The following is a 20,487-nucleotide window of genomic DNA, read 5'->3' on the forward strand; positions in this document are numbered from 1 at the left end:
TTATTATAATTGTACTATGAAACTTTTAACTGCTCAAAGATTATAGTAAAAAAAGCGCACTTTAAAAGTACGCTTTACTTGTTAACCATTTTTACTTCATATTGATCTTTTGCATTCAAGGAGTTAATTACCAATCCGTCATAGAATGGTCCAGCATAAACAAACCCTTCATGGATTTGATCAACTGATAAGAATGTCCATTGGATAACTTCTTGTCCGAAACCACCCGTAGGAATTCTAACACCAGTTAGTTGACCAAATGTACCATCAGATAATTTAATTTGTTGATTACCTTGTTTTGCATTAATCTTTAATTTAAGCATTATTAACTCTCCATAAAATAGATGTTACTTCAAATATACCATATTTTATTGATATAAGAAACTTACTTAGTAAATTTATCCTGGGCCTTTAAAAACGTATCAACGTAATAATATGTCTTATTATATGTTTGATCACCAGTATATTGATTTGGATATTCACCCCATATTGATATGGCAGCACCAATATTATTGGCGCTCTTTGTGATATCTTTTGTAGATTCATCATTCCACATATTCATTTTCCATTTTTTAAACTCGGAAGTCCAAATTTTCTTAGATTCATTGGTAAATGATGTTGGATCTGTAATCATATATAGATAATAACTATTGTAGTTAATTGTCTTAAAACCAGCCTTATTTAATTCAGGAAGTGTTGCTCTCATCCTGATGTTGTCTTTTCTATCCTTACTTGAGCTAACTTCACCTGTTAAACTCCAGTAATTAATTAAAATATCTTTATGATATTTACTTAAAACCGCCTTATGAAAACTATCATTCCACATTTCAAGTTTTAAATGATTAGCATTAACATAATCATCAATGGCATTAATATACTTAACAACGGCTTCTTGATCACTTTTATCACTAATAGTTATTTCATCGGCACCTACAATAATGTGGTATCCACTGGGAAGCATGCCAACATATTCACTTAAAAGCTTTTTTGAAAAATCAATCGTAGCTTGTTTGTTGTAGTACATTTCATTGTAACCATCTTTATTTTCTAACTCTTTAACTAGTTTCTTTCCTTCTGAAGTATATGAAAGAAGCTTAAATATAGATTGAGCATGTCCAGGTAAGTCTATTTCTGGAATTACTTCAATTCCATGAGTGTAACCGTATTGAATTACATCTAATAATTGATTTTTACTTAAAAATGCTAAGTGTGTTTTATTATTGTAATAAACACCATCTTTAAGTGTAGCGTTTTGCGTTGTTTGTCCTAACGTTGAACTTTCAACACCATATCTTTCATTGTCATTTAAGTGTAATTGAAGATATGTACCATGATCTTTCTTTAATAAATCTATATACTTTTTGATTGTAGAAGGAGAATAATATGTTCTGGAACAATCTAATGATAGACCAATTCTTTTGGTATCGTTACTTGTATCGGCAAGTGTCTTTTTCGCTAAACTGCCTAATTGTATAAACATTAAGACTAAAAACAATATCATTCCAACGATTATAAATCGTTTATTTCTCATAATCACCACTCTTTTCTTCGCGATTATTATATTAGATAGTATAGCATTAAATTAAGGAAAATCTATTGCTTTTATCATTTGTAATCATTATGAAATAGTTACAAGTTAATAATGCGTTTCGAACCTTAAATTAATATAAAAACGCAGTCATCAAATTATGTTCTTGCTAGAACATTTTATTTGTGACTACGTTTTATTTTTTATTTAATTAAAAAATAAGGAGAGTACAGGTATCGACCTACTATTTTAGTAATTTGCTATAAAACCAGTAACAATGTATATAATAGGAAGAGTTTTCAAATAAGTGAATGCCCTTTTGACTACCCTTTGTTATAATTATTCGTGGGGGCAATACATAATTTAATAACAATAATGTGCTTCCTAATAATAGGTATATAAATTCTATAATCACAATACATTTTAATGATAGTTAGGAGATAATAAAAATTAGTGTTCAACATAATTTAAATAAAAAAGTGGAACAATTAATAGTTCTAGGTAACGGTTCGGATTTACATAATAGATTAAAATCAAGCTATGATAATTACGTTACATACATGGATTCTAAATATAAAATTTTTTCTAAATTAGAAAATTTTAAAAAAATTTGAAGAAAAATATGATGATGAATTAAAATATGCTCGCGAAAACACGGATGTGAACAATTTAAATTATGGTAATAAAATATTCTCAGCTGCTTTAAATAAGACAACTGACGATTTATTATATGCTTCCAACTTGCTTGATAATTCAAAAACGCTTGATAGTATTAATTTTTGGTTATTTTTGTTAATTTGGATAAATTTCAAAGATGAAAAAAACAAAAATTGGTACGATATAGAAAAGTGTATTAAAAATTTTTTGACTGATGAAGCATCAAGCATTTTTAGATACAAAACAATAAAATTAGAAAAATATAAATTACTTATAAATTCCTTGAATAATAATGTTAATTGGAATAATCCAGATACAACAAATAATGTTGATTTAATAATTCTTGTAGCTATTTATAACAAGATTAAAAAAGATGAAGATCTTTTTGCTTTTCTATTTAATCAACTAAATGAATTTGAAAAATCGTTTTCAGATTATATCCGTGAACAAATAGAACAAAAAGATTATTTCTCAAAAAATAGAAGATTTATAACAAATATATGTAATAATCGCTTAAGCAACATCTTAAGTTTTAATTACATTCCCCTAACAGGAAGAAGCTTTGAAGAAAATAACTTGAGTGATAATACTGAATTAAAATATATTAATAATTACGAAAATATTCATGGGAACGTATATAATGAAATAAATTATAGATTTGAAAGCCCAATAATTTTTGGTATAGATTCTAATTATGATAGTAAAAATAAAATTGATGAAAAATATAAATCACATATCAATAAATTTACAAAAACTAGCAGAATACTTAACTTTAGTAATAGAAAAACTAGTAAAATATTAGATAAAAATATTGATACAATCATTTTTTTTGGTCATTCTTTAGGCGACGCCGATTATTCTTATTTTCAGTCAATTTTTGATTACTATCATATATATGATTCAAATATAAAAATTATTTTTTTATATTCTCTTTATAATAGTGAAATTGACGAATTACACAAAATTAAGGAACAACACGATAAGGCATCTGATAAAAGAAATAATCAGTTATTTGATAATGCAAAGACTCAAAAAATCAGCAATCATTATGAAGATAGATATAATCAAATGGATATTAACAGAAAAGAAAAGCAAGAAAAGCAAGTATTTCAGTTAATAAATAATTATGGAGCAACACTAAATAATAAAAATCATGGAAAAAATTTATTAAATAAATTAATATTAGAAAATCGTATACAATTACTTAATATTGACGAATTTACTTTAAAATATAAAAACTTCTATCCAAAATCAGGTGACTATAAACAATGACCGATAATTCAATGAAGATATACAAAAATTTCTCGCATTCAACTGTAATAGCTTTAACGAATATTGTTATGCTTTCTATTCTGTATACAATATATTATATTTTTTTGTGAAAATAATAAATTTAATTTAATGAATCCTATTTTTATATCCTCTACTAGTAGCATGATCGTCTTTTCATCATTAATTAAGAATAAAGATTTCTTAATTAATGATGAAAAAATTCAACATAAATTCTATGCTTTTTTTGTATTTTTATTAATTTGTGACATTTTCACTTGATTTATACTAAGAAATAACTTCAAAATTAGCTTTCATATGAACGCATATTTTCCATTTAAAGGTCTATTTGTTAGCTTACAAAATTATTTGAATTTTATAACTCATGCATTAATAAATTTAATAATGTTTTTTTCATTTTCTTTAACAGTTCATCTAATATTGATTCCTTTATTAATATATATTTGTAAATATATATTATCAATTACAAAAAAGTAAATAAAATATTTAAAGAAAAAGACCTACCAACTAAATTAATAGCTGGTAGGTCTTAATTATTTTATTCTATATGTCCAAGCGATATTACCACTAATATATCCAAATGCATCAATTCGTTTTAATCTATATACACCCTTTTTACCAAACTTAACTGGTTTAGCAGCTACAACTGATCCTTCATCTAAGGTATCCCCTGTCCAGTGTTTGAATTGCATATCAGCATATACTTTAACTGACTTGGATTTTATTTTAAATTGTTTTCCTTTATACCAATAAGTTGGTTTTTCCATTTGTTCAGATGGTCTAGTAAAGTGATCACTATAATCAATGCTTTGATCAATGCCATGCCAACTATCTGTATATTGCCATGCGTTGTATCTTTCAACACCAGGTTTAGCAACGCCATAATCAGCCACCCAAATTGAAGCATGATGAACAATATTCTTTAAATTAATCTTACCAGAATTCATCCAGTAAGCAGAACCATATACAGCTAAATTATGATATCCAGCATTATATAATTCATCTAAAAATTTGTTAATCAAACTAGTTGGATATGCTGGTAAACTTTGATCTTCCACATCAATCGCTAAACGAGTAGTTTTATCAATACCATATGCTTTTAGATAATGTAAAAAGAATTTACTTTCTCGAACTGGCATCCCTAAAAAGTAATGATAAACGCCAAATACTTTAAATACTTTTAATGCACTACGCATTTGTGGACCAGCAGAAGGATTAACATAATTAATCCCTTCCGTTAACTTAACCATTGCTCCCCGTGAACCTAAATTATGCAATTGTTGAAAATATGCTTGTGATGTACCTTGAAATACTGAAAAATCACCGAATTTTAACATGTAATCACTTCCTTATTTGTTATCTGGATTTAAATTAGGCATATTTTGATTAGGTTCATCATTGTGGTTACCTTTATCATCTAAATTAACCTTAACTACTTGTTCATCTGAGTGTTGTTGTGTATGAATGTCTCCGCCACCTTGTTTGTATGCTTGATAAGCATTTTCTAGTAAGGCATTAATAGTAGTATCCAAGAAACTCATTCCATGTTTATCAGCAATCGAATTTAAATATTGTCTACCCTTTTCAAATCTTTCTGAATTAGATAAAGATACGTTTTGCGCATTTAACGCAGCAATCCAATCTGCACCTTGTTTTAATAAATTAATTACATACTTGTTTTTCATATTCTTTTTTAACTCGTTCATTACTAATGATCCAAATACTGTTAATACGACCCATGCCACGTTTAATAATCCATTGTCATTTAAAAATTTAATAAATTCCATAATTTATCTCTCCTTATTTTTTAGTTCTTTCTAAATTGCTAATTCTAATTCCTTGGTTTTCTAATTCAGCATCGTGCTTTGCCAACTTCACATCATGTTGTTCCAAATGGTCTTGCTGATGTTGATTAACTGAATTGCTGGATTTACGCAATTCATCAATTGATTCTCGAAGTGCTTGCATTTGATTTGATGTGTTTTTACTATTTTCATTAGCTGGATCAGTAACTAACTTTTTAAATCCATAAAAAATAGCCGAAATAAATCCGGCTATCACGGTTATTAATGCTGCCCATTCGGTAACGTCAAAACCAAATAAGTACATACATGCTTCACGCTCCTTTCTAAAAAAGTGCAAAATAAAAACGCCTAATTATTAGGCGTTTGAGTATTAAAGATTAAGTTAAAATCATTCTGAGAAATCATAAAAGGAACCAATGATTGAATATCTTGTTGCATCATATTTCCTTGTTGGTATTCATATTGCACATATTTAGCCATTGGACTTAAATTCATTATTTAACGCCTCCATTGTTTGCATTTTCTGCTGTTTGTTGACCATTACCACCCAAATCATTAATCTTTTTAATCAATGCATTAATAGCTGTGCCTTGCATTTGATTTTGTTGTTTAACATCAGCAATTTTTTGATTAGATTCATTCAACTGATTAATTAAATCTTGATTATTCTGATTAGCAGTTTGTAAAGCTTGTTCAGCTGTTTTTGCAGAATTAGAAGATAATTGAACAGCGTTATTTGCATCTGTTACTTGTTGTTTTAAGTTATCCATATATTGTTCTTGTTGATTTGCAGGAACTTGATTAGGGACAACTAAAGCATTATCTGAATTTAAATAACACTTATTAGTAAAATTTTGTAATTTAATTAATTGTTCATTATCTGGCCAAACTTGTACATAACTATCGTCATCTTTACTGGTTGACCATTTTGAAATATATTGTGAATTTTCTTGCTTTTGTACATAAATATTTTGCATTTCATTTTCTCCTTTTTGTATAAAAAATACACTAATCAAGTTTATTAGTGTTTAATTGGATATTTTAATTATCGTATATATAGGTATTGTTTCTTGAAAGTTAATTGATAATGATTTGTAATCAGAATTTATTTTTAATGTATCAGATGATGTATCTTCAAGATTACTAGATGAAATGACCCCATTGTCTTCAGAAATATTTATATTATTAGGAAAATAAATATTTGCATTAATATTTTCTCCAGGAGCAGATATAAATCCGAGCAATGTCACTGTACCATTATTGTTATTATGCAATAGTATTTTTGAAGTAACTGGTACTGTTCCATAACCACCTTCCTGAAAATAATAACCGTATCCCGATTTATCATAATCTAATGTTATCCATTCGTTATCATCATCATAAACCTTTAGAGGAGGTTTAGTACCCCCCCCGAAATATACGCTTTGCCTATTCTAGAGCCATTCATAAACATTTTCATGCTAATTACCTCCTGTATTTATTAAATATTATTATGGCCTGGTAACAGGTATTTTTTTATCTAAAAAATATCTTGTAGTCGTTCCAGAAAACATCATGTGCAAATTATTTTGATAGCCTCCCATAGTAGAATTTCCTTCACCCTGCCAATTAATGTTTCCAGATAAAACTAAATTATTATTAACAAATTCAAAATCATTACCATGTTGTATATACCCAGATTCAACATCACCTGTTGTATAGTTAATTCCAACATCATCATCTGATGGGAAGTAAAACGTTCCAGCTGTTATTTCTGTAATGTTTACCGGATAAATGAACCCAAACAATAAAATATTACTATTATCAAGCCATTTATACATCATATGGCCATTTGCTCCTCCAGCAATTTTTAGCTTTTTCCATCCATCAAAATCGTCATATATCTTAATTAGATTACTTCCATTATTGAGAATTACTTTTTTTGCATTTTTGATACTTCCATCCAACATTTAATCGCTTCCTTCTGAAACAATAATTAATGAACCTGGGTTAGCATTGCTTACCTTCTGAACTTCATCATCAGAATCTACCATTATTACACTTGCAGATTGTAGCCATTGTTGCCAACCTTGACCACCATTTTTACTTCTCGTTAATGTCGAGTTACCCGCTGTACCAGCATTATTGTTCCATACCATTGTTAGAACTTGTTTAGTTGTGTTACTAGCATTGTCATTAAACACAGATAAGCTATAAATGCCTGGATATGGTGCATCCTTTGGATTACCTGTATAAATACCAGTAGTCGTAAAATTATCTAAGCTCTGACCATCTAAACTACCTCGATAACGCATTGCATCATTGGATACAGAATTAGCTGTATTCTGTGTGTTAGATACATCACTACGGGTTTGATTAACTTGTCCCTGAAGATTGTTAATTGAGTTATTATTTTTAGTAACACCGTTTTTCAAATTGTTAATATTTTGATTAATTGATGATTCTGGATTAGAAATACTGCTATTAATATTATCTTGCAATTTTTGCAAATCATTTTGATTAGCATAATTACCGTTAGGTTGCTTAGTATCAATGTTAGCCTGTAATTCTTTAGCTTTGTTATCAGTATACTGATTAGCATTATTTTCAGTATCACTTAAATTTTTAGCAGTTAACGTTTTAAAGTTATTAAAGTCTTGTAGAGTAACTGGTATATTACTCGTATCACTGAGTGTAATGTTCTCAGTTCGATCAAATTTGATATTAAAACTGTATGCAATTTCATTAGAATTACCAGTTGACTTAGCAGGAATATAATCTGCATTCTGTGATACCGCCACAGAAAATAGAAATTCATTACCATTTTTATCTTTAGCATAACTAGCGTATGTTTTGATATAAAATCCACTGTCAGACGATTCATTTTCTCCATATCCTAAAATCTTGGTTGAACCATCATCTGTCATGCTTACTTGTGGCACCACACTAATTTCTTTGTTATTCAATGCAGTTAATCCTTGAATTTGATTATCAGTAAAACTGGAATAATCATCAGAACTAAATACGATTTTAGAATAAGTAATCGTATCCTCATCAGCATTTGCTGCATTGATCATTTGGTTACCTTTGTCGGTAACAATTGTTGCATCATAAGTTGCCATTTAACATCTTCCTTTCTTTTAAGAATGACTTTGTACTGCCAATTGCATAATAATTATTTCGGTAAGCTTGTTTTGATTTAGAAAAGTGATGTAACACCTGCATGTGTTTGAAAATAGTTTGTGTATTATAAATGGCATAGTACATATTTCCGCTAGATGATTTACTGTATTGAATATCTTTTAATTTCCAACCAACAGGTAATACAGATTGAATAGAATCTGATAAGATTTTCCGTTTTAAATCATTATGACTACCGGAATTAAAATCAAATGGGATATTAACAATTTCAATTTCACGAGGTCGATCAGTTGATTTAATATCGAAAACTGATAGAGAAATATTTAATAAAACTGATATTAATTTCTTCAATCCATTCATATTTGTAACTGCATTAGCTTTTAAAATCTGCCATTTAATTTGAAATCTTAAAAATTCGTCATCATCATCAATCCGATTTACTGAATAATCATTAGCAATATCAGTAAGAACCTGACCTGTTGCATTATTTATTTTGCTTAAATCATTTATAGAAAAAATATTATTTTTCTGTTCATTAAATATATCTGCAACAATATTTAATACTTTTTGATTATTACTATCATCTTCTGAATTTCGGTAAGCAGGTAATTTATTTAAAATACTGTTTTTAACAGCTGTATCGCTTATATCAATACTAGTTTTCAACCTACTCACCTACCTTATTATTAATAATTTGAATATTATCTGCAGTAACAACAGGCAAATCAAAATTATCAACATTGATGTTAGTATTTTCTTTTAAATCAGATGTGCTTTTGCCTAATTTAATATCAACAGAGGTAACTCCTTTAACCGAATAAATAGGACCATAAAGTTTTGTAAAATTAACCGAATCTCCCATGTTAAATGAATTAAAATAATTAATAATATTATTTTTTATATTATTTTCTCCACTGTCTGTATCAAAATTATTAACGTCAGTTGAAATAGTAATGCTAAGAAATATTGGCACATTATTTGCATGATCAAAATAAATAGTGTGTTTTTTATTACCTACATCAATCACATCTTTAGAAATACTACCAACTGTTTTTTCTAAGGGTGGTAAATGCTGAAAATATGTTTGAGCAACCTCATCGTCATTCCCACCAACAACATATAAATGACCTGTTAACGGTGGATTACCATACTTGTCAGCAGTCATTTCATTATTATCAATCAATCTAGCATCTTTAACAGAATCAATATTTTTAATAGCGGTTGTAATTCCGTTAAGCGTATTATTAGGTTTACTAATTCGATTCGACAAAATTCTTTTACGTAATGAATCATCACTTTCCGTATCAGCTCCACCAACAGCTGCTCGTGGATTTGTAACTGAATAAAAACCATCTACTGATTCCTCTGGAGTAATAATTGTATTGGCCATAACATTATTATCTGCACCGGTTTCTTCTGAAATTGCTTGAACATTAACTTGACCAAGAACATTACCATCTTCATCAGTCAATGTAGATCCATCATCTTTTTTCGCTGGTTCTGAAATCGTAACATCGGATAAAATTTGGAAAATATGACCATCTGCCGTGCTAAATTCACCTTCATCAGTCGTAATAACAGTCTGGGAATCATCATCAACATATCCTTGAATTTGCAATTCTACATATGAGTTAGTTGCTGGTTTTCTAAATACATTTTCGTCAGCACCATCATCATCTAGTTCTGTTCCCGTAGAAGTTAATGTATGTCTAGCAGCATAATTTGCTTGTGAAGTAGCTTCAAAATCATCAATAATTTGCGCATTAATATTAGCAAATCCACCTAGAATTGATGTATCGCTTAAATCAATATCCGACCCGAATTGTTTAATATACATAGATTTAACTTTATTTAAAATATCTTGAAAATCAGGTCTTACATATCCATATTGTGGATCAATAGGCATTTAATCACCTCCTAATGTTGTTTTAATCGATTGACCATTAATCATTTTTATTTCTGCGTTGATCTGAATGTTTCTATTTTGTTGATTCATATCAATAACTTTTAATGTGTCAAAGTTAGTTAAATTACTTCTTAAATAGTCATTCAATATTGATTGAATCGCATTTTTATCATTAGCACTGGCCAGTAATTGCATTTGATTTAAACCTAATTCTTCGTTCCAACTTAGCTCACCAACAAACGTATTTAATAATGAATAAATGTGTTGTTCTAATTCTGAATCACTGGAAATCATTGAGATATCTCCTGATTCATTGTCAATAACAATGTCGCCAGAATTATCCATTTGTACATCTTTCATGGCTTAATCACTCCTAGCAAAATCGCATCATTTAAAGAATGTTTCCGATATGATTCAATTTTAAAATTAGATTTGCCACGAAAATTATCAATTTCTGTATCAAAAAATCCCACTGAAACTACAGAACCAACTTTCATCGGTTTATAGTCTAGTGAGATTTTTTCTTTTATCTTTTCCATTGCTTTATCCGTTTGCCAAATTGTTGATGGAACAATAACTTCAGGAATTGGAGCCGTTTTACTATTATCATGTTGCAGTGGAAGTAATTGAACAGTACATGTATGCGCAGATTTATCATATTTAGTTATCTTACCAATATTCATTACTTTAATTTTGTTAGAAATAAAATTTGGATATGAATGTAAAATAAAATTACTAAACTTATTTTTTCGGTCAACAACATGTTTATTTACCTTTACCATAAACAATTACCTCCATTTCATAATTATTTTGATGTGTATGCTTAACTGATTTAACACGAAATAATCCAGTAATAATCTTAGATTTAATTTGTACACTAGAACCAGCACTTATCCGAGGATCATCCCAACATTCTAGAGTGTAAGTTTTACTATTATTATCGTCATTTAAGTTAGGTTCTTGAAATAAACCACTTTCTTCACTCAAATATAAATGTTCATGATATGGATTATCAGTTTTTTTATCATCAATTACAAATTTACCCTTACGTTCATACATAACTGACTTACAATCATTAACAATCGATTTAATTGCTGTAAACGCATTATTTGAAACTGTATATCCACGTTTATATTTTTTTTTTTTGCCAACCTTAAATGATAAATTTTAATGCCACTTACTTTAGCAGTTTTCATTATAATTGCTTTAGCGCTAGTACCTTTTTTAAACGATAAATTAACTTTATTCTTCTTAGTCTTACTCTTTTTACTGTGCTTGCTACTTTTAGTAGTTTTGGAATTGTTTGGTTTACCTTTTAATTTAGTTTTCGAATAATCTTTACCTTCTGTAAAAGTAATCGTTGTTTGTCGATCCTTACCATCTGAATTAGTAGTTTGAACACGAACAATATTACCTTCACCTGCAATACCAAATAAATCCGTAGGACCAGAATATACAGTTATATGATCATCCTTAGCAATCTTATTTACTGTTGAATCAGCTAAATTATAAATAGTAACAGTTGATTTATCAGGAGTTGGTGAATCATCAGAATTAATTTCATAATCAATATTATTGGCATCTTCTAAAGTTAATTTTTCTGATTTAGATTGAATAACAATCGTTGTTCGATAACCAAAGTAATAACCACTTGAACTAATATTAATTCCCGTTTTCATCATCTCCTAAATCATCTATACATAGCTGAACCGTAATGCCTAAATTATCGGCAGTAATTTCGGTGGCTAAACCACTTTCATCAATTGGAACAATCGTCTCAGCTGGTAAAGTATCATCACTTATATTGCGCCACAATGGTTGATTTAAAACTAATGGCTCGCCACTTCGGATTAAATTACCATAGTAGTCATACAAATCTACATAAAACTTATCATCAACTTCGTTGTAATAGAATTTAAAAATAAAACTGGTTTCTAATAACTCAATTTCTTGTGAATAAGGCATATCATCAACATATATTGGAATATAATCATGTTGCATTATTGCCACCTCACATTCGCGTAACTAGGCACTTTAGTTGCTGACCATTTATTAATTCTTTCTAGGTCAGTAATTGATGTTCCTGTTTTACGGGCAATTACTGCATAACTCCAGCCTGGTTTAATTCGCATATATCGTTTGCTACTATTACTATTACGTGAACCACGTATTTTACCAGCAGGAGCCTTTCGTTTAGCTGTTAACTTTGCATATTGGATTTGTGCTTGTTGTGCATAGCTAAAAGATATCTCTATACTCATTGCATTCTTATTCATAGTTTGATCGGTAGATTTAGCTATCGAAGTTATATAAGCATGTTGCCAATAAGCAAAGCCATCAATTGTAAATTCATAATGCCTTGACCACAGCATTAATTTCTTAAATTGCTGGTCAGCAGATTTTAAATCATCAGCTTCTAATATATAAGTTCCACTTAATTCTCGACTATCTAATGATACATAATTAGTTTGAGCGACATTACTATCAGTTGCATGTGTTGCGACTGTATTACTGTCAGTTTCAGTTGGACTAGTTTCATATAAATTAAAAACTGTATCGTCCATCAAATCAGTTCTATATAATACTGATGCACCATTACTTTTAGCATCTTTAATTTTTTGATTAATAACAACCGAATTCTTTTTCTGTGTTCTAATCCGTTGCCGAGTTAGCATCGTATTTCGATAATAATTATACTTATTTTTAGCTTTTGCCTTTTGCTTTTTCAAATCACTAATTAATTTATTTATATGCTTAATATTGGCCTGTTTTCGAACTTTGCGACTATGAATACGATAGAATCCTTGTTCTTTCGCTAAACTAGCCATCTGCGACGAATATTCAGACTTTTTACGCATTAAATTATTTAATTTTTCATTAATTGAACTTTTTTTATGTGAACTTTTACTCTTATTTAATGTGTCTTTGAGTTCCTTAACTTTATCATTTTCATTATTGTATGCACTTTGAAATTTATTATATTGACTATTATTAAGCTTTTTATTAATACCTTTTAAAGCATCATTTAATAACTTTGCTTCTTCATTTTTACGCCTGATTTTATTTGCATAAGTTTTGACTTGATTAGACCAGTAATTTGTTGCTGATCTAATTCTTATGTCTGACAACTTAGTAGAGTATGCCAAAGCTTTCGCCTCCATCTTCATCATGAATTAGTTCATTTAACATATCTGATAATTCATCACGATTATTTTCTAATTCATCATGTAGTTTATTCAAATTATTATTATCTGTACCTGATATCTTAATATTTGGGTGATAATCAACATGAACTGGTCGATTACGATGATTAATAATATTTTTACTGCTTTCATGATTAATAACATTACCGTCTTTTTTAGGTTTAAATAATTCATAACCATCTTCTGCAACATGATAAATATCATTAGCTTTAACCGGTCCACCATTTCTACGAGCACGATGACCTGAAGGACCCCAGCCACCATTATTTGCAATATCTGACTTCCAATTAGAATCGTTAAACATAGCGGTTAATTGGTCGAATCCATTTAATAGATTTTTATGACCATTAACTGCCCAAGATGCAAAAGTTGAAGGAACATACTGCAATAATCCTTGTGCTGGATGACCAGCTCTAGAATTAACATCTTGTACCTTTTGCATAATCTTAGGATTACCGCCAGATTCACGAGCTATTCGTTTCAAAATTAATTGAATGTCATTTCCATTAACTGCATCATGCATAAAAGCAGCGGCTTTTTTAATTATAGGAATCCAACGATCTACACTTGATCCACCAGGATTTCCAGCGCCACCAGAATTATTATTAAAGAAGTGAATAGCCATGTCTTTTACCTTACTTAAAACACCACCACCGAAATCTTTAAAAAATTCAGGCAGTTTAGGTAAATGACCAAATAATCCTTCAATAAATTTAATTGGATGAGCAATTGCACCAGCAGCAGTTTTAATACCATGTCCGATATCTCCAACAACATCCTTAGCACCATTCCAAAAATTAGATATTGTTCCTCCGCTGTAACGCTTGATTCCACGTAGCTCCATTAGCATCTTAGTTTGAGTGGCGTTAAAAATCCGACTTCCTTTTGGAAGATATCCAATCCAATTTGGCTTTTGTGGAATAAATTCTCTTCCATTCGGCAATTGAACTAACTCTTTATTTTGCGTACTTGGTGAATCATGACCATCATTTAACATTGCCATTGTGTTTCTTGGTAATTTTCCATCCATGGTCCCACCAGCAAAATGAACTTTAGGAATGGTTCCAATAGTGTGGCCAGAAACACCCATTTTAGAAAGGAGCCAATTAAGCCCTTTAATGCCTTGATTAATAATCCATGTAATATCATTAATTCTATCGGCAATATCATTTTTAATTTGTTTCCATAGCTTGCTAAAGAATCCAGCAACATCAGAACCCCATGATTTAAATGTATTCCACATTCCTTTTAGGGCATTTCCCGCTAAATCTTTAACGAAATCAAATCCACCGGAAAATAATCCTTTAAGCGTCTTCCACATATCTTTAATTAATTTGGGAATATCTTTCTTTAAATTACCAAATCTTCCATGAAAAATATCGGAGAAAACTTTTAGTACATCTTTGATTGATTTCCAAGCATTTTTAAATGTTCTTGTTGCATTTTTCCATGTACTCTTAAAATGAGATTTAACAAATCCTAGTACCTTGCCAATAGTTTTTTTAATCACATTAAAGCTACGTTTAATTATATTGCCAAACCATTTAGCACTTTTACCTGCCATTTTAAAAGCACCATTAACAATTTTCCTGAACGGCTTAAAATGCTTATACAATTCATAAATACCTCCAACTAATCCTGCAATTGCAAGAGTAGCAATTCCAATTGGATTAGCATCTAAGGCAGCATTAAAAGCCCATTGGACAGCAGTGAATGCTTTAGTAATTCCTGACCATGCTTTTTGAGCTATCTTTGCAACATTAATAGATTTAACAAAAGTTAAAATATCTTTACCTACTGATAAAGCTTTACTACCTAAGAATGAAAAAGTAGTTTTTCCTACCGAATATATCTTTTTAAAGCCACCAGCTATTTTTGAAACTTGTTTAAAGGCCGTAGGATGCAAGAACTTAAATGTCTTACTTATTTTTCCTGTTCTTCTCAAGACTGTTGATACTTTTCCAATTCTTTTAGCAACTTTGGCAATAGGAGAAGACATATCATCAATTATGCTAACAAAAAATCTTTTAAACTTAAGAATTTTTGAAACAGCAAAAACAGAAACTAAGAGCTTACCAATTGTTTCTAATCCTTTTTTATGTTTACTAATATTTTGCAATGATTTAGCAACACCATTTAATCCATGTGAAGCTTTTCCAGAATTACCACCTAAAACATTTAGAACACCTTTGATAGTGTCCCATGCACCAGCAGATATAGATTGAACTATTGACCAAACAGCAGAACCAATCTCTTTTAATGGCTTTCGATTCTTAGTTATAAATGCAACTGCTTTTCCAACAAAATTGCCAACATTTTTACCCAGCGAGGCACCAATACCTTCAATCATTTTCTGAATTTTCTGTAAAGATTTACCTTTTCCAACAATCCTCTGAATAGATTTAAATAAATTACCAGAAACACCCGTATCAAATCTCTTTTTGGTACTAGCAATTGTCGAATTAAGCATGTCCATTTTTCCACGATCGGTACTAAGATACTGATTCCAAGCTTTCCCACTATCTCTCGATGCAGAAATCATATAAGAACGCAATTGATTTCCCGTAAATTTACCAGAATTGAGCATATTGTTAAATGCATTAGTACTTAGACCGGACATTTTAATGATTTCATTTCTAATAGGTCCTAATGCAGTTTTATTAAACATCCCTGCATTAACTTTTTGATTAGATCCCATCATTCTGTTCATCATCTTATACTGACGATCACCGAATTGTGAATCTTTACCAAATGATGTTATAGAGCTGGTTAAACTCTGTGCTTGCTTAACATTTCCATTGGTTAATGCTAAATAACGTTTTTGCATATTAGTAATGGCATTACCTGATATGTCAGCATGCTCTCTAATAGAACCTAATTGTTGTAACATGCTGCTCGTATCACTTTTATTTAGTCCTATATTAGCCCAGTTTCTTTTAGCATCCGCACCTGCAGAACTAAACTTAAGACCTTGCGTAACAGATTCTTTTAAGAAATTAGGAATGGAACTAACTACATTAGAAATAGCATTACTTGCCAAAGCTACTCCTAAAGTATCTCTTAATTTATGAGTATCTTCGTCTGCTTTTCTTATACTTCTGCCAGCTTTTTTACTAGATTCATCAACATCACTAATACTTTTACCTTTAATGCTATCAATTGATTTTTGAAATTCTTTAACTTTACTTATATTCTTGTTTAAACTTTCATTATTCTTGATAAATTTATCATTAACAGATTGAACAATATCTCTTGAATGGCTAAAACCATCAATAGTCTGCTTAAGCCGATTAACTTCTGTATTGTCATCCATCAAAGATTGACGAACATTTCTCACAGATGAATTAACTCGATCAACTTCTGTTATCATTTGTTGATAAACACTGGTTGAATTATGAATATTTTGTGTCATTTCACGCATACCAGTATTATTACCAGTTAAATTACTCATACTTTTGCCAGCAGTTTTTGCAGCACCAGTTAAGCCTTCCATTTTGTCTCTTAACTTATCCACTAAATCACTGGCCTTGAACAACTCATCAATTCCAGACACTGTAATGTCAGTATTAATTGCTGCCTGTCTAAATGTTTCTGTCATACTTATTCACCACCCTTTTTCATTGATTTATTGATTGCATTAATAACTTTATAAAGTGCATTCTCGGTTGCAATTGAATGTAATCTAATATTTTCAATATCTACTAATTTAGATTGTTCTCTTGCAACGAAAAAATCATCTAACGGCATCTTTTTAACATCTTCAATCGGAATTTTTAATGTTTGCGCAATTTTTCGATAAATTAAACGTTTTTTAGCAACTTTAGTTATTCTTTTATAATCTAAGTCATCTTTATCTTCATCATAAAATCGACTATTTGACTCTTTGTAAAGTATTGACAGCGTATTGAAACGCTTCACCTAAAATAGCACCAATCCCCTTATAATTGATTGGTCCAGATAAAAATTCCAAGACTTCTTCCATAACTTTCATGGTTAAACCAGAACCATCTTGGCATCGATCAAAGAATGATAATTGAACTTTTTTACTTTCACTATCTTGTAAAACTTCGTTACAAATATCTAACATGACTTTTTTAGTATTTAATCCACCATTGTTCTTTCTAATTTCGTAAATTAAGCCAAAAGCAGTTCGATAATCAGGAAAATGTAAATTAATTTCCACTTTTTTATCTTCAGCATTTGTCATATGAAGTGTTTTCTTCTTAAATTTAGCTGGTAAATCTTTATTTAATGATTCATAACTCATTTCAGGATCAACTAATGCATGTTTCATAGTTAAATCATATGCTTCAGCTATATCGTTTTCTTGGTTACCAATACTGGTCAAATCTAGAATATCTAATGCAACGGATGTTCCTGGATCTTGCACAGTAATCTTTTTAGATTGTGTCTTACCATCTTCCTTCCATTTAACATCAACTTTCTTTTGTCCTTGAATCATATTTTTTAAATCTAATTGTTCTTGTTCTGATTTTGTAGTCATACTTTAATTCCTCCTTATTTTTTAAAAGTATGTATTAAAAAAGCACTCATTAAGAGTGCTTAAATATGTTAATCACTTAATAATTGTTGAACATTGTCTGATACACCATCAAAGTCATTATCTACTTCTTTACTCAAGAAAGCATATGCTTTTTGCGCTTGGTTATTAGTCATTTCTTCTTGTGGCATACCTTGAATCACACAATAAGTTCCAGTAGCAGTTTCACCAGTTGCATTATCAATATAAACTAAATTTGCTAATGGTTTACTACCTGTTGGAGCACTTGATTGTGCTTTACGCAATTTAGCAAAAATTACATCTTGAGGTGACCCAGCTAAAACGTTAACTGTAACAGTTCCACTTTTATCGCCTGATTGAAAGAAATGTGCTTTACTATCATAGTCAGAAGTATTTGTGAATTCTTGGGTAGCTCGTGCGAATGATGCAGCAGTACCATTAACCAAATCAGTACATTTATAAGTCATCCCATAAACATTCAAATATAATGAACGTTCCTTAGCTGAATTAACATCATAATCTTTTTGAAATGCCATTCATATCCCTCCTTATTCAACTAAATCTAAAGTGACATTGATTGACTCAATTGAACTCATCACAGTAGCTTCAATTGATAAGCCATTGTAAGTTCTTGTTGATTTTTCAATATCACTAGTTTCTGCAAAACTCTTCTTGTTAACATCAGTTTGAGTATCTAAATAACCTTCACTGTACAGTCTTTGTGCAGTCATTTTGGCATTTTGATATAACAAATTAATTCCAGCATCATCTAAATGCATATGCTTATTGTTATTGAGTAGTTTTTGTAAATCATATTGGAAAGCATCTTTAACGATCTTAGTATTAATGAATTCATCAGCCCAATTACTACCAAATGTCATTCCAGATAACATCATCATGTCATCAGCCTTATCAATGACTACTGAACCATTTTTTGCATTGATAGCATCAATATCTTCTTGTGCTAAATTAGGATCTTCAACAAATTCAGATAAATTACCAATCTTCATTAAATCAATTGGTGCATTCATGGTTGCGTAAGTTGCTACTTGAATGTTGGGTAAATGCCCATCTGTTTGCACAATTGCATAAACTGGGTTAAGTTTTGTGCTAGTCATGGGTTGATTTTGACTAGAATATGCTTGCAAGTTATTGAATGCTTCAACTGAATTTAATTGAGCGACTAATAATGCGTTTTGTGTGTTATATAAGTAATCTGATACTGCTTCTAAGTCTTTTTCAGCTAAATTATCAGTAACTACATAGTTAAATCCATCATTAACTGCTTGACTAAGTGCATATACATAACGATTAGTATCAGATGTGCTTACACTTGCTCCAGAAGAAGTTGGAGTTGCACTAGCATTTGCTGTTTTAGCCACATCATTTTGTGGAGCAGAAATGACTTCGACCACTCCACGAAAATCTGGTACCTCAAAAGCTTTTTCAACTAATTTATAAACACTGGTAGTTTCATCAAATTTTGTTGAAACATCATCACTAATGCCGAAAACATCGATATGAGCTTTGTCATCATTGCCACTAGTTAGCACAGCAACCGATTGTTTGTAATTAGTTAACTGCATTTTTGACAACTTGAGATGTATTTTTACGTCTGACATTGTTTTTAATGCCATATTATTCCTCCTTGTAATTCAAACGGGCATCTTTAAGAATTCCGCCTTGCGTAAAATCTTCTTCATGGTGTCTAACATCCAAAGTTAAATCATATCCACCATCATAAATAGTCATATTTTCTATATATGATGCTGTTGATGGATTAGCTTCAATATTAATTACACCAATACCCTGTTTTTTTAATTCATATGTTGGTTGTTGCATAAAGAACAATCTCTGAATATAACTTAATAAGCTATAATATTGCTTTTGATCATCTGTAACTGCTTTAATTTGTACTTTTAAATTAAAATGGTCAGATACTGGATCAAAATCAACTTGAATAAATGGATCAGGTACATCAATGGCAAAATAAGGATAATTAGGACGTCTACCAGCAATATTATTTTGAACAACATCTATATCTTTATATTTTTTAATCTGTTCAATTAAAACTCTTGCTACAAATGTTGAAACACTATCACTCATTAATCATCAATCCTTTTTATTGTATAAAAAAAGAGCTTTGGTAATACCTTAGCTCGTCCCGTTACTTTATATTCTCCATCTTCTGATTTTACTTGATCTTCTTTGGTAAAATCCCCATGTCTTGAAATCCAATATAGTGTGTCGGTAGAATACTGACCACCATCCATACTTGGAAATGTCATATTAGGATTTTGTGAATTAACAATTGGCTCATTTACTTGTAATGATTCTTGACTGGTTTTAATGGGATAACCAGCATCATCATAACCATTTTGTGAATGTTTAGTAATTGTTAATGGCTGTTTAAGTCTATTAAACATAAATTTATATGCGCCAAATGTTTGAATCAT

25 protein-coding genes are annotated in these 20,487 nt (G+C 30.0%); 1 reads left to right on the forward strand and 24 read right to left on the reverse strand.

All coding sequences use genetic code 11. The annotated features are described in order from the left end of the window. Window positions 1-74 precede the first annotated feature (74 nt). Both RZ74_RS04005 and RZ74_RS04010 read right to left on the reverse strand, forming a co-directional pair. On the reverse strand, window positions 75-323 hold the full coding sequence (locus tag RZ74_RS04005; RefSeq protein ID WP_053950166.1) for a hypothetical protein: 249 nt from the start codon (window positions 321-323) through the stop codon (window positions 75-77). A 62-nt stretch (window positions 324-385) separates the two neighbouring features. After that, window positions 386-1,531, reverse strand: coding sequence for a family 20 glycosylhydrolase (locus RZ74_RS04010; RefSeq protein WP_053950167.1), 1,146 nt, complete (start codon window positions 1,529-1,531; stop codon window positions 386-388). A 594-nt stretch (window positions 1,532-2,125) separates the two neighbouring features. On the opposite strand from RZ74_RS04010, the gene RZ74_RS04015 reads away from it, so the two are divergent. Then, window positions 2,126-3,457 carry a bacteriophage abortive infection AbiH family protein gene (locus RZ74_RS04015; protein ID WP_263505243.1) on the forward strand — a complete coding sequence of 444 codons (1,332 nt, stop codon included), beginning with the start codon at window positions 2,126-2,128 and terminating at the stop codon, window positions 3,455-3,457. Between the two features lie 551 nt (window positions 3,458-4,008). On the opposite strand, the gene RZ74_RS04020 is transcribed toward RZ74_RS04015, so the two are convergent. The 22 genes from RZ74_RS04020 to RZ74_RS04125 form a co-directional block, all read right to left on the reverse strand. Then, window positions 4,009-4,812 carry a GH25 family lysozyme gene (locus RZ74_RS04020; protein WP_053950169.1) on the reverse strand — a complete coding sequence of 268 codons (804 nt, stop codon included), beginning with the start codon at window positions 4,810-4,812 and terminating at the stop codon, window positions 4,009-4,011. 12 nt (window positions 4,813-4,824) lie between these two features. Next, entirely contained in the window at window positions 4,825-5,262 is a 438-nt protein-coding gene (locus tag RZ74_RS04025; protein ID WP_053950170.1) for a hypothetical protein, read from the reverse strand. Between the two features lie 13 nt (window positions 5,263-5,275). Then, on the reverse strand, window positions 5,276-5,584 hold the full coding sequence (locus RZ74_RS04030; protein WP_053950171.1) for a hypothetical protein: 309 nt from the start codon (window positions 5,582-5,584) through the stop codon (window positions 5,276-5,278). A 44-nt stretch (window positions 5,585-5,628) separates the two neighbouring features. Next, window positions 5,629-5,775, reverse strand: a complete 147-nt coding sequence (locus RZ74_RS06955; RefSeq protein WP_187291395.1) for a hypothetical protein — start codon at window positions 5,773-5,775, stop codon at window positions 5,629-5,631. Beyond that, the gene (locus tag RZ74_RS04035) at window positions 5,775-6,257 is read right to left on the reverse strand and encodes a hypothetical protein (protein ID WP_053950172.1); all 483 of its coding nucleotides are present in this window, start codon (window positions 6,255-6,257) and stop codon (window positions 5,775-5,777) included. Before RZ74_RS04035 ends, RZ74_RS06955 begins: the two co-directional genes overlap by 1 nt. 513 nt (window positions 6,258-6,770) lie before the next feature. Further along, window positions 6,771-7,229 carry a hypothetical protein gene (locus RZ74_RS04045; RefSeq protein ID WP_053950174.1) on the reverse strand — a complete coding sequence of 153 codons (459 nt, stop codon included), beginning with the start codon at window positions 7,227-7,229 and terminating at the stop codon, window positions 6,771-6,773. Continuing rightward, a complete protein-coding gene (locus tag RZ74_RS04050) occupies window positions 7,230-8,381 on the reverse strand; it encodes a hypothetical protein (protein WP_053950175.1) in 1,152 nt (383 codons plus the stop codon). It lies immediately after the preceding gene. Further along, complete coding sequence (locus RZ74_RS04055; RefSeq protein WP_053950176.1) at window positions 8,368-9,066, reverse strand: hypothetical protein; 699 nt, start codon at window positions 9,064-9,066, stop codon at window positions 8,368-8,370. Before RZ74_RS04055 ends, RZ74_RS04050 begins: the two co-directional genes overlap by 14 nt. Before the next feature lies 1 nt (window position 9,067). Next, window positions 9,068-10,306, reverse strand: coding sequence for a baseplate J/gp47 family protein (locus RZ74_RS04060; RefSeq protein ID WP_053950177.1), 1,239 nt, complete (start codon window positions 10,304-10,306; stop codon window positions 9,068-9,070). Beyond that, window positions 10,307-10,666 (reverse strand): contractile injection system sheath initiator, encoded by a 360-nt coding sequence (locus RZ74_RS04065; protein ID WP_053950178.1) that lies wholly within the window; start codon window positions 10,664-10,666, stop codon window positions 10,307-10,309. Further along, window positions 10,663-11,088, reverse strand: coding sequence for a hypothetical protein (locus tag RZ74_RS04070; protein WP_053950179.1), 426 nt, complete (start codon window positions 11,086-11,088; stop codon window positions 10,663-10,665). Before RZ74_RS04070 ends, RZ74_RS04065 begins: the two co-directional genes overlap by 4 nt. Then, window positions 11,072-11,365 carry a hypothetical protein gene (locus RZ74_RS04075; RefSeq protein WP_053950180.1) on the reverse strand — a complete coding sequence of 98 codons (294 nt, stop codon included), beginning with the start codon at window positions 11,363-11,365 and terminating at the stop codon, window positions 11,072-11,074. The genes RZ74_RS04070 and RZ74_RS04075 overlap by 17 nt, the downstream gene beginning before the upstream one ends. Next, entirely contained in the window at window positions 11,338-11,988 is a 651-nt protein-coding gene (locus RZ74_RS04080) for a hypothetical protein (protein WP_148562075.1), read from the reverse strand. Before RZ74_RS04080 ends, RZ74_RS04075 begins: the two co-directional genes overlap by 28 nt. Further along, on the reverse strand, window positions 11,969-12,307 hold the full coding sequence (locus RZ74_RS04085) for a phage baseplate plug family protein (RefSeq protein WP_053950182.1): 339 nt from the start codon (window positions 12,305-12,307) through the stop codon (window positions 11,969-11,971). Before RZ74_RS04085 ends, RZ74_RS04080 begins: the two co-directional genes overlap by 20 nt. Next, window positions 12,307-13,452 (reverse strand): hypothetical protein, encoded by a 1,146-nt coding sequence (locus RZ74_RS04090; protein WP_053950183.1) that lies wholly within the window; start codon window positions 13,450-13,452, stop codon window positions 12,307-12,309. Before RZ74_RS04090 ends, RZ74_RS04085 begins: the two co-directional genes overlap by 1 nt. Beyond that, window positions 13,436-17,107, reverse strand: a complete 3,672-nt coding sequence (locus tag RZ74_RS04095) for a hypothetical protein (protein ID WP_053950184.1) — start codon at window positions 17,105-17,107, stop codon at window positions 13,436-13,438. Before RZ74_RS04095 ends, RZ74_RS04090 begins: the two co-directional genes overlap by 17 nt. Window positions 17,108-17,109: 2 nt before the next feature. Then, on the reverse strand, window positions 17,110-17,427 hold the full coding sequence (locus tag RZ74_RS04100) for a hypothetical protein (RefSeq protein ID WP_053950185.1): 318 nt from the start codon (window positions 17,425-17,427) through the stop codon (window positions 17,110-17,112). Next, window positions 17,381-18,013 carry a hypothetical protein gene (locus RZ74_RS04105; protein ID WP_053950186.1) on the reverse strand — a complete coding sequence of 211 codons (633 nt, stop codon included), beginning with the start codon at window positions 18,011-18,013 and terminating at the stop codon, window positions 17,381-17,383. The genes RZ74_RS04100 and RZ74_RS04105 overlap by 47 nt, the downstream gene beginning before the upstream one ends. 68 nt (window positions 18,014-18,081) lie before the next feature. Further along, window positions 18,082-18,567 carry a DUF3277 family protein gene (locus RZ74_RS04110; RefSeq protein ID WP_053950187.1) on the reverse strand — a complete coding sequence of 162 codons (486 nt, stop codon included), beginning with the start codon at window positions 18,565-18,567 and terminating at the stop codon, window positions 18,082-18,084. 12 nt (window positions 18,568-18,579) lie between these two features. Beyond that, window positions 18,580-19,668 carry a hypothetical protein gene (locus RZ74_RS04115; RefSeq protein ID WP_053950188.1) on the reverse strand — a complete coding sequence of 363 codons (1,089 nt, stop codon included), beginning with the start codon at window positions 19,666-19,668 and terminating at the stop codon, window positions 18,580-18,582. A gap of 1 nt (window position 19,669) precedes the next feature. Continuing rightward, window positions 19,670-20,137 (reverse strand): phage neck terminator protein, encoded by a 468-nt coding sequence (locus tag RZ74_RS04120; RefSeq protein WP_053950189.1) that lies wholly within the window; start codon window positions 20,135-20,137, stop codon window positions 19,670-19,672. Next, window positions 20,137-20,487: a hypothetical protein gene (locus RZ74_RS04125; RefSeq protein ID WP_053950190.1), complete on the reverse strand. Its 351-nt coding sequence runs from the start codon at window positions 20,485-20,487 to the stop codon at window positions 20,137-20,139. The genes RZ74_RS04120 and RZ74_RS04125 overlap by 1 nt, the downstream gene beginning before the upstream one ends.

The sequence above is a fragment of the Apilactobacillus apinorum genome (assembly GCF_001281175.1).
In the GTDB taxonomy this organism is placed as follows: domain Bacteria; phylum Bacillota; class Bacilli; order Lactobacillales; family Lactobacillaceae; genus Apilactobacillus; species Apilactobacillus apinorum.